This is a genomic window from Cognatiluteimonas telluris, assembly GCF_011320095.1.
GTDB classification, from domain to species: Bacteria; Pseudomonadota; Gammaproteobacteria; order Xanthomonadales; family Xanthomonadaceae; genus Cognatiluteimonas; species Cognatiluteimonas telluris.
In genome coordinates this window covers 1-14,156 of sequence record NZ_JAANOY010000039.1, presented here as the reverse complement: position 1 = coordinate 14,156, position 14,156 = coordinate 1, and the positions used below count along the sequence as shown (strand labels likewise).

Sequence of the window (14,156 nt, the reverse complement as noted above, 5' to 3'; positions counted from 1 at the left end):
GGTCGCCGGCGTGTCGTCGACCGGCTCGAAGGGCGTCGGCTGCGTCGCTGCAGGCACCGTGCTGGGCGCCGCCGCAGGTGCGGCGACCGGAGCCGGCGCGGCGGCCGGGCTGCCACCACGCGCGGCCCGTGCGGCGGCGCTGGTTTCCTCCAGGCGATCGCGGAAGGCCACCACGGCATCAGACGGACGCTGCGGCGCGCGGCCTTCGAACACCATCCGCGGTGTGGTGTCGTCGCCGTACACGGCTTCATCGGCGGCATCATCGATCGCCAGCACCGCGCCATCGAGCGCGACGCCCGCGAACAACCCGCGCGCGCGCGACCACGACCAGATCTCGGCCTTCATCTCGCCATCGGTGGCCGCCGACGCGTTGCGCCCGACCGGCCCGGCAGCGACGCCGGCATCGGCGCCCAGGGTGATCTTGCCGTTGACGATCGACTCCAGCCCGCGGTCGCTGCGGAACACCAGCACGATGTCCGCCGACTGCAGCCCAGCCTGGAAGCCGATGCTGCCGCCGGTGAGGGTGACGAACACCGGATTGGACCAGGTGCCGTCGGCGGTCTTCACCGACAGCAGGCCGTGGCCGCGACGCCCGCCGATGACGAAGCCGGCCTTGATCGAATCCGGGACGACGACGACCGCGCGCGCCTCGTCGAACAGCTTGTCGGGGATCGCCGATTCCGGGATCGCCTGGATGTCGGTCAGCACCCGCACCGCGTTGCGGGCGCGCGCATCCTCCTCGACGCCGGCGATCGCGCTGCCGGCCAACGCCAGCAGGGTCAGCGACAGCGCCAGCAGCAGGGCATGGCGGTTGGTGCGGTGGGACTGTGGCATCGTCGGGCTCCGGGGGGGCGGGGACAGCGGGAATTCAGGCTAGTCGTCGCGCGATGAATCGCCAATGAGCCCGGCCGCGCGGACGCCGGTGGCGGGCGGCGTTAGTATCGGCCTGCGGCGGGGAGCCGCGTCATACCGGGGTCGATCTATGGAGTGGTACCTGAAGGTGCTGAAGAACTACGCGGTGTTCCAGGGGCGCGCGCGCCGCAAGGAATACTGGATGTACACCTTGTTCAACGTGCTGGTGCTGGTCGTGCTGTCCATCCTCGACCGCGTGCTGGGCCTGGCGAGCGAGACCTACGGCATCGGGCCGTTGTACGTGCTGTACGCCCTGGCGGTGTTGATTCCGGGCCTGGCGGTCGGCGTGCGGCGTCTGCACGACATCGACAAGAGCGGCTGGTGGATGCTGATCGCGTTCATCCCCCTGATCGGCGGCATCGTGCTGCTGGTGTTCGCGGTGATGGAAGGCACGTCCGGATCCAACCGCTTCGGCCCCGATCCGAAGGCGGGCGAAGGCGGCATTCCGGTCATGGCCTGAGCACCTCCGCAGGTGAGTGTCGACGGCGCCTCCGGGCGCCGTTTTTGTCGCCAGCGATCGCAATCCAGTGCACGGCGGCGCGGCTCCGACCCGGAGTTCGCCGCTAGCCGGCCGACAACCCCGCATACGCCAGCACCAGCCATTTCGAACCCACGTCGTCGAAATTGACCTGCACCCGCGCATGCGCGCCGCTGCCTTCGTAGTCGGTGACCACGCCGCGGCCGAAAGTCGCATGCACCACGTTCTGCCCCAGCTTGAGCGGCGGCACCTCGATCGCGGCATGCCCCCGTGCCAGCGTGTTGTCGCGACGCTGGAACGACGCCAGCGGCCGCGACACCTGCACGCGCGGCCGCACTTCGTTGAGCAGCGCACCGGGGATCTCGCGCAGGAACCGCGACGGCATCCCGTACATGTCCTGGCCATGGATGCGTCGCGCCTCGGCATAGGACAGCACCAGCTTCTGCCGCGCGCGGGTGATGCCGACGTAGGCCAGCCGGCGCTCCTCTTCCAGCCGCCCGGCCTCCTCCACCGACTTGGCGTTGGGGAACAGGCCTTCCTCCAGCCCGGCCAGGAACACCAGCGGGAATTCCAGCCCCTTGGCGCTGTGCAGCGTCATCAGCTGCACGCCGTCCTCGCCCGACTGGGTCTGGCCTTCCCCGGCCTCCAGCGAGGCATAGGCCAGGAACGCGACCAGTTCGCTCAATGCGGCGGCTTCCTCGTCGTCGTCGCGCTGCACGAAGCGCGAGGCGACCGACACCAGCTCGTCCAGGTTCTCGGTGCGCGAGTCCAGCGAGCCCTTGGACTCGGCGGCGTAATGCACGCGCAGGCCCGAACGCATCAGCACGTGGTCGATCTTGTCCTTGAGCGGCAGCTCGGTGGTTTCCTTCGCCAGCGCGTCGACCAGCGTGTGGAAGCCCATCAGCGCGTTGCGCGCGCGCGCGGCCAGCACCGGTTCGCGCGCGACGCGGATCGAGGCTTCCCACAGCGGCACGCCATCGCCGCGCGCGCGCCTGCGCACCTCGTCCAGGGTGCGCTCGCCGATGCCGCGGGTGGGCGTGTTGACCGCGCGCTCGAAGGCGGCATCGTCGTCGCGGTTGGCCACCAGCCGCAGGTAGGCCAGGGTGTCCTTGATTTCCGCGCGCTCGAAGAAGCGCATGCCGCCGTAGACGCGGTACGGGATCTGCTCGGCGAGCAAGGCCTCTTCGAACGCGCGTGACTGGGCGTTGCTGCGATACAGGATCGCGGTCTCGCGATGGCTGCCGCCGTCACCCACCCATTGCCGGATGCGCTCGACCACGAAGCGCGCCTCGTCGATCTCGTTGTAGGCGGCATACAGGTCGATCGGCTCGCCCTCGCCCGATTCGGTCCACAGCTGCTTGCCCAGGCGATCGGGATTGTGGGTGATCACCGCATTGGCGGCGCCGAGGATGTTGGCGGTGGAGCGGTAGTTCTGTTCCAGCTTCAACGTGCGCGCGCCGTCGCCGCGCGACTCGAAGTCGTGCAGGAAGCGCTGCACGTTCTCGACCTTCGCCCCGCGCCAGCCGTAGATCGCCTGGTCGTCGTCGCCGACCACGAACACGTGGCCGCTGTCGCCGGCGAGCAGGCGCACGAAACCGTACTGGACCGCGTTGGTGTCCTGGAATTCGTCGATCAGCAGCTCGCCGAAACGCTGCCGGTAATGCGCGAGCAGTCCCGCGTTGTCGCGCAGCAGTTCGTGCGCGCGCAGCAGCAGCTCGGCGAAGTCCACCAGGCCAGCGCGGTCGCAACGCTCCTGGTACAGCGTGTAGGCGCTGCGCATCACGTCCGCCCACGGGTCGGCACCGGGTTGCAGGTGCTGCGGGCGCCGGCCTTCGTCCTTCTGCGCGTTGATCCACCACGCGATCTGCCGCGGCGGGAACCGCGCCTCGTCGATCTCCAGCTGCTGCACCACCCGCTTGACCAGCCGCAGCTGATCGTCGCTGTCGAGCACCTGGAAGCCTTCGGGCAACCTCGCGTCCTGCCAGTGCAGGCGCAACAGGCGGTGCGCGAGGCCATGGAACGTGCCGATCCACATCCCACGCCCGGCGGGCCTGGAACTGCGCTGCAGCAGCGCCTCGGCGCGCGCGCGCATCTCGCCGGCCGCCTTGTTGGTGAAGGTCACCGCGAAGATGCCGTGCGCCGGCACGCCATGGACTTCGTTCAACCAGGCGATGCGGTGGGTGAGCACGCGGGTCTTGCCGGAGCCGGCGCCGGCAAGCACCAGGTAGTGGCCGGGAGGCGCAGTCACGGCCTCGCGCTGCGCCGGGTTCAGCGCGTCGAGCAGGTAGGAAACATCCATCGCGTCATTCTACGGGCGCAGGGTGCTGTTCAGGCGCCGCGGTCGTTTCGTCACCCGCGTAGGCGGTGCTTTGGCGGACGCATGTCCGGTGCGGAGAGACCGCGCCTGGAGGCGCTTCCACGATGGGCAGCGCTCCTCGAAAGCGGCGGCTTCGGCGGGAGCGGCTTCAGCCGCGGGCTTGCACCAGGATCGCCGACGTCCAATCACGTCGCGTCACGCGTCAATCCTCGCCCGCCGTCGCCCTGGCGTCGCTGCCCATGAGCCAGGGCAGCAGCACGTCGAACGCCTGCGGCCGGCCCAGCAGGAAACCCTGCAGCTCGTCGCAGCCGCGCTCGCGCAGCCAGTCCAGTTGCTGCTGCGTCTCCACGCCCTCGGCGACGATGCGCAGGTCCAGCAGGTGGCCCAGGCCGATGATCGAGGCGCAGATCATCGCGTCGTCCGGGTCGTGGCCGATGTCCTGCACGAACGAGCGATCGATCTTCAGCCGGTCGATCGGCAGCCGCTTGAGGTAGGCCAGGCTCGAATAGCCGGTGCCGAAATCATCGACCGACATGCACACGCCCAAACCCGATAGCTGGCGCATGGTTTCGATCGCGCGCTCGGGGTTGTCCATGATCATCGACTCGGTGAGCTCCAGCTCCAGCACGCCCGGCGGCAACTGGAAGTCGCGCACCACCGCCGCGACGTCGCCATACAGGCCATGGCCGAACTGCGCGGCCGAAACGTTCACCGACAGGCGCACGGCGCCCAGCCCCACCGCGGCCAGCAGCGCGTGGTGGCGCGCGGCCTCGCGCAACACGAAACGCCCCAGATCGACGATCAGCCCGCTCTGCTCGCACACGCCGATGAACTCGCCGGGCAGCAGCAGGCCGCGCTCGGGATGCTGCCAGCGCGCGAGCGCCTCCAGCGCCACCAGCTGGCCGCCCGGATCGAACAGCGGCTGGAACGCCAGCGTGAATTCGCCCTTCTGCAGCGCCTGCCGCAACCGCGCCACCAGCTGCAGACGCTGCGAGACGGCGTTGTTGAATTCGCTGTGGTAGGCGACCGCGCGGTTGCGGCCCATGCGCTTGGCCTGGTACATCGCCATGTCGGCATGCTTGAGCAGCGTTTCGGCGTCGCCGCCGGCCTCGGGATAGCGGCAATGGCCCAGGCTCGGCGTCAGCACGTGCTGCACGCCGCCCAGTTCGATCGGCTGCGACAAGGTGGCGCTGATGCGCTCGATCACCTGCCGCATCCCGTCCTCGTCGGTCTGCTCGGTCAGCACGACGACGAATTCGTCGCCGCCGAAGCGGCCCACCGTGTCGGTCTCGCGGACGATCGCGCGCAGCCGCGCGGCCACGGACTTCAGCGCGATGTCGCCGGCGCCATGCCCCAGGCTGTCGTTGACCAGCTTGAAGTCGTCCAGGTCCACGAACACCACGGCCACCTCGCGGCCATAGCGCCCGGCATTGAGGATCGCCTGCTGCAGCCGGTCGTGCAGCAGCTGGCGATTCGGAAGCCCGGTCAGTTCGTCGTGGGTGGCGCGATAGGCCAGCTGCTCCTCGTAGCGCTGGCGCTCGCTGACGTCGTCGATCACGCCGACGAAGTGGGTGAGCACGCCATCACCATCGCGCACCGGCGCGACGTGGAAGTCGTTCCAGAACAGCGTGCCGTCCTTGCGGTAGTTGCGCAGCAGCACCTTGGTTTCCTCGCCGCGGGCCAGTGCCTGGCGCACCGCGTCGATCCCCGGCTGGCTGGTTTCGTCGCCCTGCAGCAGGCACCAGGCGTGGCCCTGGATCTCGGCCTGCGAATACCCGGTGATCTTCTCGAATGCCGGGTTGACGTACACGATCGGGTGCTCCGGCTGGCGCGCGTCGCAGATGGCGATGCCGTTGTCGGTGGCCTCGATGGCCTGGCGCAGCAGGCGCAGGTTCGACTCGTCGCGCTTCTGTTGCGTCACGTCGAGCATGCCGCCCACGGCGCGGATCGCACGGCCGCTCTCGTCGCGCAGGATGAAGGATCGATCCAAAACGTCGGCGTAGCTGCCGTCCTTGCGCCGGAACCGGTAAGCGCACTCCCACTCGCTGGCATCGGAGTGGATGCCCTGCTGGATGCTGGCGAGCACGCGCTCGCGGTCGTCGTCATGCAGCAGCTCTGCCCAGCCGGTGAGCGTGCCGGCGATCTCGTCGGGCTCGTAGCCGAACAGCGGGTAGACGTTCTCGCTGCGCCAGGTGACCTGGGTGATGAGGTCCCAGTCCCAGACCGCGTCGCTGGTGGCGCGGGCGACGAGCTTGAAGCGCTCCTCGATGCGCTCGCGCTCGGTCACGTCCTGGGCCAGCACCAGCCGCGCCGGGCGACCCTCGAAGTCGATGTCGCGGGTGAAGATCGCCGCGCGCAGGCGGCTGCCGTCCTTGCGCAGGTGGGTCCAGACCTGGCCTTGCGGCCGGTTCGGGCTGTCCATGCGCACCGCTTCGGCGACGGCGGCGGCATCCTCGCGTGGCCGGATGTCGAGCATCGACATCGCCAGCAGCTCGTCGGCGCCGTAACCATAGCTCTCCAGCATCGATGCGTTGGCGGCGAGGAACTTCAGGTTGGCGCGATCGAACACCCACATCGGCAGCGGATTGCGGCTGAACAGGAATTCGTAGTCCTCCAGCGTCGCACTCAGCCGCGCGCGCGTCTGTGCCAGCTCGGTGATGTCCTGCGCGGTGCCGCGCAACTTCCGCGTCCCGGCGGCGCTGAGGCATGATTCACCCCGCACGAAGATCGTACGCAGCTGGCCGTCGGTGCGCTGGATGCGGAATTCGCGCGACAGCGGCTCGGAGCCGGCGGCCATCCGCGCCATGTCCTCCTGCAGCGACGCCCGGTCGGCCGGATGCACGTGATCGGCGACCTGCTCGACCGGAAACGGTTCGCTGCGCGGCGCCACGCCGTGGATGCGCGCCATTTCCGGCGACCACGTCACCAGCCCGCTGGCCAGGTCCCACTCCCAGTCGCCGAGGCCGGCGATGCGGTGCGTCTCCAGCGCGCGCGCCATCTGCGCATCGCGCCCCTGTGCCCAGGCCACCAGGCGGCGGTCGCCGCGCAGCAGCCAGGTCCAGATGACCACCAGCGTGAGCAGCAGCGACGCCAGCTCCAGCGGCACCTGCCAGCGCGCGCGGCCGTCGACGATCGCCGCCACGGTGGCCAGCACCAGCAACGAGGCCAGCGTCGCGCCGACCAGCTGCCAGCGCGAGCGCGGCGGACGCGGGGCCTGGCTGCTGCGATCGAGTCCCGGCATGTCAGTCCTCCGGCGGACTCATCTTGAACTGCGCGGGCGGCTGCGCGCCTTCGAGCCAGCGGACGAAATAATCCCAGCGCCGCCGCATCATGTACGGCGCATCGACGCCGTAGCCGTGGCGCGCGTTCGGGAACACCACCAGGTCGAAATCCCTGTTGGCCTTCACCAGCGCGTCGACCACCAGCAGCGTGTTGGACGGCGGCACGTTGTCGTCCATCAACCCGTGCGCGAGCAGCAGGTGGCCCTTGAGTTTGGCGGCGCGGTTCTGGTTGGCCTGCGCGTCGTAGTTGCTGGCGCCATCCTTGCGCCTGACCTCCAATCCCTGCCACTTCTCCGCCCAGTCGTCCTCGTAGTTGCGGTTGTCGTGGTTGCCGCTTTCGCTGATGCCGACCTTGAACAGCTCCGGATACGTGAACATCGCATCGGCCGTCGCATAGCCGCCGCCGGAATGGCCCCAGACGCCGACCCGGTCGAGGTCGATCCACGGATAACGCCCGGCCAGTTCATGCAGCGCCGCGACCTGGTCGGGCAGCGTGTTGTCGCCGATGTCGCCATCGAAGGCGTCGTGGAAGGACTTCGAGCGCCACGGCGTGCCCATGCCGTCGATCGCGACGACGACGAAGCCCAGTTCCGCCAGCGCCTGGTGGTCCCTGCGCGCGGCGCTGAAGCTGCGGCTGCCGACCGAGCCGGTCTGCGGGCCGGGATAGATGTAATCGATGATCGGGTAACGCTTGGCGGGGTCGAAGTCCGAAGGCTTGAACAGCAGGCCGTAGAGGTCGGTGCGGCCATCGCGCGCCTTGACCGTGATCGGGGTCGGCGGCGTCCAGCCGGCGGCCTGGAGCCGCGAAATGTCGGCGCGCGCGAGCGTGGCCACGATGCCGCCGTCGTCGGCCCGCCGCAGCACGGTCACCGGCGGCGTGGCCGGGGTCGAATACGCATCCACGAACCAGCGCCCGCCGGGCGACAGCGACACCGTGTGGTCGGCGATTTCCGGCGTCAGCAGGAGCGGCGTGCCGCCATCGAGCGATACCTTGTAGAACGCCTGGAAATACGGATCCCAGCGCTGGCCCGACGGATCCTCGCGGCCGACGCCGCGGAACCAGACGGTGCGTGACGCCGGGTCCACCCGCAGCACCTGCGTGACATTGCCGCTGCCGGTCGTCACCGCGTGCTTGAGCTTGCCGCTGGCCAGGTCGTAGAGATACAGGTTGCCCCAGTCGTTGCGCTCGCTGAACCACAGCACCTCGTTGGATCCGGGCAGGTAGCGCCAGTCGACGGCGCCGTTGCCGCTTTCGAAATACGTCGGCACCGACTCGTGCAGCACGTCGCGCACCGCGCCGCTATCGGCATCGGCAACGCGCAGCCACGCCTGCTTGTGGTCGCGCGAGGTCGACACGAAGGCCAGCGTGCGGCCGTCCGGCGCCCACTGCACGTCTTCCCAGCCACCATCGCAGCTGACGTCGTCGCACAGGGTCGAGCGGTGCTGGTCGGGCGGCGCCTGCAGGCGCAGCACGCGCGCAGGCGCGCCGGGCGTTGCCGGCACATACACGATCACGCGCTCGATCAGGGTCACGTCCTTGTCGCCGACGAAGGGGTACTTCCAGGTCTCGACCTTGGGATGGCCGACGTTGGTGGACACCAGCGTCATCGAGCCGGTGCGGCGCTGGTCCTGCTGGAAGGTCGCGATCCGCCGCGAGTCCGGCGACCACACCACGATCGCCCGGTCGCTGTGGATCCAGCCGGCGTTGTCGGTGGCGTAGCCGAAGTCGGTGCTGCCATCGCGCGTCAGTTGCGTTTCCCGGCCGCTGGCGACATCGCGCAGCCACAGGTTCCAGTCGCGCACGAAGGCTTCGCTGCGTCCATCCGGCGAACGCACGCCCGGCTCTTCGCCGCCGACGCGCGCGACCCCGGTGCAACCCTTGAACGCCGGATCACATCGATAGTGGGAATCGCCGACGGTGAGTTCGAAACCGCCGTCGCTGGCGACGCGGTAGCGGGTCAGGGGCAGCTTGTGGGCGTCGACCGGTTTGCCGCTGGCGCGCGCCAGCGCAGCGGCCAGTCTGCCGGTATCCACGGCCGGCGTGGCCACCCCGCTGTCGGCATCGACCTGCAGGAAGCGATCGCCGCCGGCGTCATGGTCGCGATACCAGAAGTGGCTGTCGTCCAGCCAGGTCACCTGCTCGACGGCGTGGTCGACCAGCGGATTGGCCATGTAGCCGACCAGGCGCTCGGCACGTGCGTAATCGTCGGCGGTCACCACGCGATCCTGGGCCCGCGCCGGCGCGGCCGGCAGGGCGATCGCGCTCATGGCCAGTGCGATTGCGCCGAGCAGGCGTCCGCACCCATTGCCGATCTTCATTCCCAGTTCCCCTGTGCCTGGCCGGCGCTGGCGCACGGCTGCGAATTCCATGCTATCGCGCCTGCCCGCCATGTGCCGTCGGGGGCTTGGCAGCCGCGGCGGGCAACGCGATGCTGATCACAGTCCACGCGAGGCTTCGACATGAATCTTTCATTCAAACCAGCATTGCTGGCCATTGCCCTGGCCTGTGTGCTGGCTTCGCCGGCACGGGCGGCCACCGCGGCCTGGCCGGTGACCGCGCCCGCGGAGGCGAAGGCGAAGCCGGCATGGGTCGCCACCAGCAACCGCTACGCGCAGATCCTGCTGGATGCGCAGGGCCCGTTCGCGCCCGAGATGCTGTCGTTCCTCGGCGTGCCCGGCTACGACGACCAGGTGGTCGACCTTGGCCCGGGCAACCCGGAGCGTTACCGCGCCGCGACCGCGCGGGCGAAGGCGCAACTGCTCGCGCAGTCCGCGGGCGAGCGCGATCCGCGCGTGCGCCAGGACATCGCCATCCTGGCCAAGGCCGCCGACGACACCATCGCCTCAAGTGCGATCGAGGAGCGCCTGGTGCGCCCGTTCACCGATGTCGGGCAATCGGTGTTCTCCGGCCTGCAGGGCCTGCTCAACGACCAGACCCAACCCGGGCGGCGCGCGCTGGCGCGCAAGCGCCTGCAGCGCTACGCCGGCCTCGTGCCCGGCAGCACCCCGCTGGCCACGCTCGCCCGGCAGCGTTACGAGGAGCGCAGCGATCCGAAGCTGCTGCAACCAACCCAGGTCGAAGTGCAGCAATCGCTCGACAACGAAGCGACCTACCTCACCGGCATCCGCCAGCTGTTCGCCAAGTACGGCGTCGATACCGGCAGCGACCTGGATGCGCTGCAGGAACAGCTCGACGACTACGCCGCCTGGACCCGCGCCAGCGTGCTGCCGCACGTGCGCACCGACTACGCGCTGCCGCCGGAGCTGTACGCGCTGAAGCTGAAGAACGTCGGCATCGACATCGATCCGCATGCGCTGATCGAGCGCGCGCAGTTCGAGTTCATGGAGATCCGGGGCCAGATGCAGGTGCTGGCGCCGCTGGTGGCCAAGCAGAAGGGCATCGCGGCAACCGACTATCTCGGCGTGATCCGCGCGCTGAAGCAGCCGCAGCTGGCGCGCGACCAGATCGAGCCCTATTACCGCAACACCGTGATCCCGTCGCTGGAGCACAGCATCGCCGAGCACCGGATCGTCAGCCTGCCCGATCGCCCGATGCAGATGCGCCTGGCCAGCGATGCCGAGAGCGCCGCGCAACCGGCGCCGCATTTCCTGCCCGCACCGCTGGTCGGCAACACCGGGCAGCAGGGCACCTTCGTGCTCACCACCGGCAACCCGAATGCAAAGGGTGATGGCGCCTATGACGACTTCAACTATCCGTCGGCGGCGTGGACGCTGACGGCGCATGAAGGACGGCCGGGGCACGAGTTGCAGTTCACCGCGATGGTCGAGCGCGGTGTCTCGCTGGCGCGCACGCTGTTCGCGTTCAATTCGGTGAACGTCGAAGGCTGGGCGCTGTACGCCGAGTCCGAGGCCCTGCCCTACGAACCGATCGACGGCCAGCTGATCGCACTGCAGCTGCGCCTGCAACGCGCGGCGCGCGCGATGCTCGATCCGATGCTCAACCTCGGCCTGATCGATCGCGACCGCGCGATGACGATGCTCACCGACCAGGTCGGGTTGTCGAAGGGCTATGCCCGCCAGGAGATCGATCGCTACACGGTCAATTCGCCCGGCCAGGCCGGCAGCTATTTCTACGGCTATTCGCGCATCCAGCAGCTGCGCGCGGAAACCGAGCTGGCGCTGGGCGACCGCTTCGACCGCAAGGCCTTCAACGATTTCCTCCTCGACCAGGGCCTGTTGCCGCCGGACCTGCTGGCCAAGGCGGTGCGTGAGGAATTCGTGCCGCAACAGCGCGCGAAGCATTCCTGAGGGCAAGGGAAACGGGACGCGCGGCGAGCGCGCGTCCCGACGCAGCGTCGCGGTGCCGCCAGCGCTGGGCTCGCTGCTGCGACCGCCCGCGATGGGCGTCGTGCGTTGCGGGCGCGATCAGCGACGCGCCGACCGCACGGCGCGGCTAGGTCACCCGCGCCAGCATCCGCCGGTGGCCGATGAGGCGCGCCCAGCGCGTGCCGAGGTCGCTCCAGCACACGTATGCCGCCTCGCCGGCAATGCGCAGCAGCATGCGCGGGCCCAGCGGCAGTCGTGGCTCGGCCGCGCACAGTTCGCAGTCGAAACCGAGCTGGCGCGCGAACAGCGCGCATCGCGCCAGGTGGTAGCGGTTGCTGAGCAGGGTGACGCGCGGCAGCCTGGCGGCCTGGATACCGGCGGCCGGAAGACTCGTGCGCAGCAGTTCGCGCGCGTTGCGCAGGTTCTGCAGGGTGTCGCGCGACTGCGCTTCGAGCCGCATCGGGATGTCGCCGGCCACGCCGCGCGCGAGCAGCGCGTTGCGCGCGACCTCGGCTTCGCTGGGCTCGCCGTCCGCGCCGCCACCGAGCAGCACCACGCTGGCCGGCGGGCGCTCGCGCCACAGCGACACCGCGCGGTCCAGGCGGGCGGCGAAGTCGCCGTCGATCCGGCCCTGCGGCGCATGCTTGCCGAACAGCAGCACGCATTCGCCGCGCTCGGGCCGGCACGGCGCCTGCCGCGCGACCCGCCACACATGCAGGAAGTACCCGAGGTACACCAGCCCGGCGCTGAGCACGCAGGCGATCGCCGCGACGACGCCGGTGTGCAGGACGTCGCCATCGCCGATCAGCGCGATGCGGTGGGAATGGCGGCTGGACATTGTGGTGATTTTAGCGTGAAGGCCACGGCGAATCCGCGACGCTCGATATACTCCGCGCCTGTCCCACGGCACGTTCCGCGCAATGCGCGCCTGCCGTTCAGCCTTCGCCGGAGCCCCGCGTGCCGCAGTCCCCGCATCCTTCGCCGATGCCCCCGTCCCCGCGTCCCGCACCGATGCCGCCGCTGTCGATCCCGGCCTTCACCGCCACCACGGCGCTGGGCCGCGGCCGCGACGCGCAGGCGCAGGCCCTGCGTGCGCGGCGCGGCGGCCTGCGCAGGAACGACTTCGGGCAGGCCAGGCTCGATGCCTGGATCGGCCGCGTCGACGGCCTCGAGGACGCGCCGCTGCCGGCGGCCTTCGCGCGCTGGGAATGCCGCAACAACCGGCTGGCGTGGCTGGCGCTGCAGCAGGACGGCATGCTCGATGCGATCGACGCGCTGCGCGCGCGCCACGGCGCCGATCGCATCGCGGTGGTGCTGGGCACGTCCACCGCCAGCATCGGCGAAACCGAGGCCGCCTACGCCGGGCTCGAGCACGATGCCGAAGGCGTCGCCCGGTTCGCGCCGGGCATGCGCCGGCCGATCGTGCATACGCCGCATTCGCTGGGCGATTTCGTGCAGCAGGCGACCGGCCTGCGCGGCCCCTGCGTGACGGTGGCGACCGCGTGCTCGTCGAGCGCGAAGGTGTTCGCGCAGGCGGCGCGCCTGATCGACGCCGGGGTGGCCGATGCCGCGCTCGTCGGCGGCGTCGACACCCTGTGCGGCAGCGTGCTGTACGGGTTCAATTCGCTGGGGCTGGTGTCGGCGCAGGCCTGTCGGCCGTTCGATGCCGCGCGCGACGGGCTGTCGCTGGGCGAGGCTGGTGGATTCGCGCTGCTCGAGCGCGCCGCGGCCGGCGATACGTTGCAACTGCGCGGTTACGGCGAATCCAGCGACGCCCACCACATGTCCACGCCGCATCCCGAAGGCCTCGGCGCACGGCTGGCGATGGCCGATGCGCTCGCGCGCGCCGGGATCGACGCCGGCCAGGTCGGCTATCTCAACCTGCACGGCACCGCGACGCCGGCCAACGACGCGGTCGAGGCGCGCGCGGTCGCGGCGCTGTTCCCGGACACGCTGCACGCCAGCTCGACCAAGGGCTGGACCGGGCACACGCTCGGCGCGGCCGGCATCGTCGAATCGATCTTCGCGCTGCTCGCGCTGCAGGATGCGCTGCTGCCCGGCACGCTGAACAGCACCGTGCGCGACGCCGCCTGCGGGCCGCAGATCCGCTTCGACAATGCCGAACGCGCGATCGACTTCGCGATGAACAATTCCTTTGGCTTCGGCGGCAACAACTGCTCGCTGGTGTTCGGCCGCGCGGCAGGATCCGGCGCATGAGCGCGCTCATCGCCAGCATCGAAGGCATCGGCTTCTGGACCCGTGGCCTGCCGTCGTGGGACGCGGCGCGCGCCTACGTCGACAGTGGACTGCTGCCCGACCAGCCGCCAGCACGGCCGTCGCCGCAACTGCTGGCGCCCAACGAACGCCGCCGCGCCCCCGAGTCGGTCGCGGTCGCGCTCGAAGTCGCGCTCGCCGCGTGCACCGCTGCCGGACGCGAGCCGGCGGCGCTGCCGAGCGTGTTCGCGTCGATGCATGGCGACCTGTCGATCACCGACTACATGTGCGCGACGCTGGTCGACGATCCCACCAGCATCTCGCCCACGCGTTTCCACAATTCGGTGCACAACGCCGCGGCCGGCTACTGGACGATCGGCGCCGGCTGCGTGCAGGCGGCCACCGCGATCAGCAGCTTTGACGCGACCTTCGCGCAGGGCCTCATAGAAGCAATGGCGCAACTGCATGCCGGCGCGCCGGCGGTGCTGCTGGTGGCCTACGACGCACCTTCCGCCGGTCCATTGGCGGAGGTCTCGCGCAGCAGCGGCCTGCTCGGGGCGGCGCTGGTGCTGGCGGCGCCGCGCGACGACGATCGGCAGGCGGGGCGGCGACGGCTGGACGCGCGGCTGCTGGACGCCGACGCGCCCGCGCCCGGTGGACGGCTGGC

Annotated in this window: 9 protein-coding genes; 4 read left to right on the top strand and 5 right to left on the bottom strand. The window is 70.1% G+C overall.

The window, feature by feature from the left end:
- The coding region (locus G7B67_RS12100) for a lipid-binding SYLF domain-containing protein (RefSeq protein WP_166212775.1) at positions 1 to 834 on the bottom strand (834 nt) is incomplete at its 3' end.
- A gap of 148 nt (positions 835 to 982) precedes the next feature.
- Here G7B67_RS12100 and G7B67_RS12095 point away from each other — a divergent pair.
- Positions 983 to 1,372, top strand: coding sequence for a DUF805 domain-containing protein (locus G7B67_RS12095; protein WP_166212773.1), 390 nt, complete (start codon positions 983 to 985; stop codon positions 1,370 to 1,372).
- Between the two features lie 103 nt (positions 1,373 to 1,475).
- On the opposite strand, the gene uvrD is transcribed toward G7B67_RS12095, so the two are convergent.
- From uvrD to G7B67_RS12080, 3 genes are all read right to left on the bottom strand, one after another.
- Complete coding sequence (gene uvrD / locus G7B67_RS12090) at positions 1,476 to 3,689, bottom strand: DNA helicase II (protein ID WP_166212771.1); 2,214 nt, start codon at positions 3,687 to 3,689, stop codon at positions 1,476 to 1,478.
- A gap of 220 nt (positions 3,690 to 3,909) precedes the next feature.
- Positions 3,910 to 6,948, bottom strand: coding sequence for a sensor domain-containing protein (locus tag G7B67_RS12085; RefSeq protein ID WP_166212770.1), 3,039 nt, complete (start codon positions 6,946 to 6,948; stop codon positions 3,910 to 3,912).
- A gap of 1 nt (position 6,949) precedes the next feature.
- The gene (locus tag G7B67_RS12080; RefSeq protein ID WP_166212778.1) at positions 6,950 to 9,307 is read right to left on the bottom strand and encodes a S9 family peptidase; all 2,358 of its coding nucleotides are present in this window, start codon (positions 9,305 to 9,307) and stop codon (positions 6,950 to 6,952) included.
- Between the two features lie 141 nt (positions 9,308 to 9,448).
- Here G7B67_RS12080 and G7B67_RS12075 point away from each other — a divergent pair, with 141 nt between their 5' ends.
- Positions 9,449 to 11,257, top strand: coding sequence for a DUF885 domain-containing protein (locus G7B67_RS12075; protein ID WP_166212768.1), 1,809 nt, complete (start codon positions 9,449 to 9,451; stop codon positions 11,255 to 11,257).
- 145 nt (positions 11,258 to 11,402) lie between these two features.
- Here G7B67_RS12075 and G7B67_RS12070 read toward each other — a convergent pair whose 3' ends face one another.
- Positions 11,403 to 12,113: a YdcF family protein gene (locus G7B67_RS12070; protein ID WP_166212766.1), complete on the bottom strand. Its 711-nt coding sequence runs from the start codon at positions 12,111 to 12,113 to the stop codon at positions 11,403 to 11,405.
- A gap of 173 nt (positions 12,114 to 12,286) precedes the next feature.
- Here G7B67_RS12070 and G7B67_RS12065 point away from each other — a divergent pair, with 173 nt between their 5' ends.
- Together G7B67_RS12065 and G7B67_RS12060 are read left to right on the top strand one after the other, a co-directional pair.
- Entirely contained in the window at positions 12,287 to 13,492 is a 1,206-nt protein-coding gene (locus tag G7B67_RS12065; protein ID WP_166212776.1) for a beta-ketoacyl-[acyl-carrier-protein] synthase family protein, read from the top strand.
- Positions 13,489 to 14,156, top strand: a 668-nt coding sequence (locus G7B67_RS12060) for a beta-ketoacyl synthase chain length factor (protein ID WP_166212764.1), incomplete at its 3' end; no start/stop codon positions are given. The genes G7B67_RS12065 and G7B67_RS12060, both read left to right, overlap by 4 nt.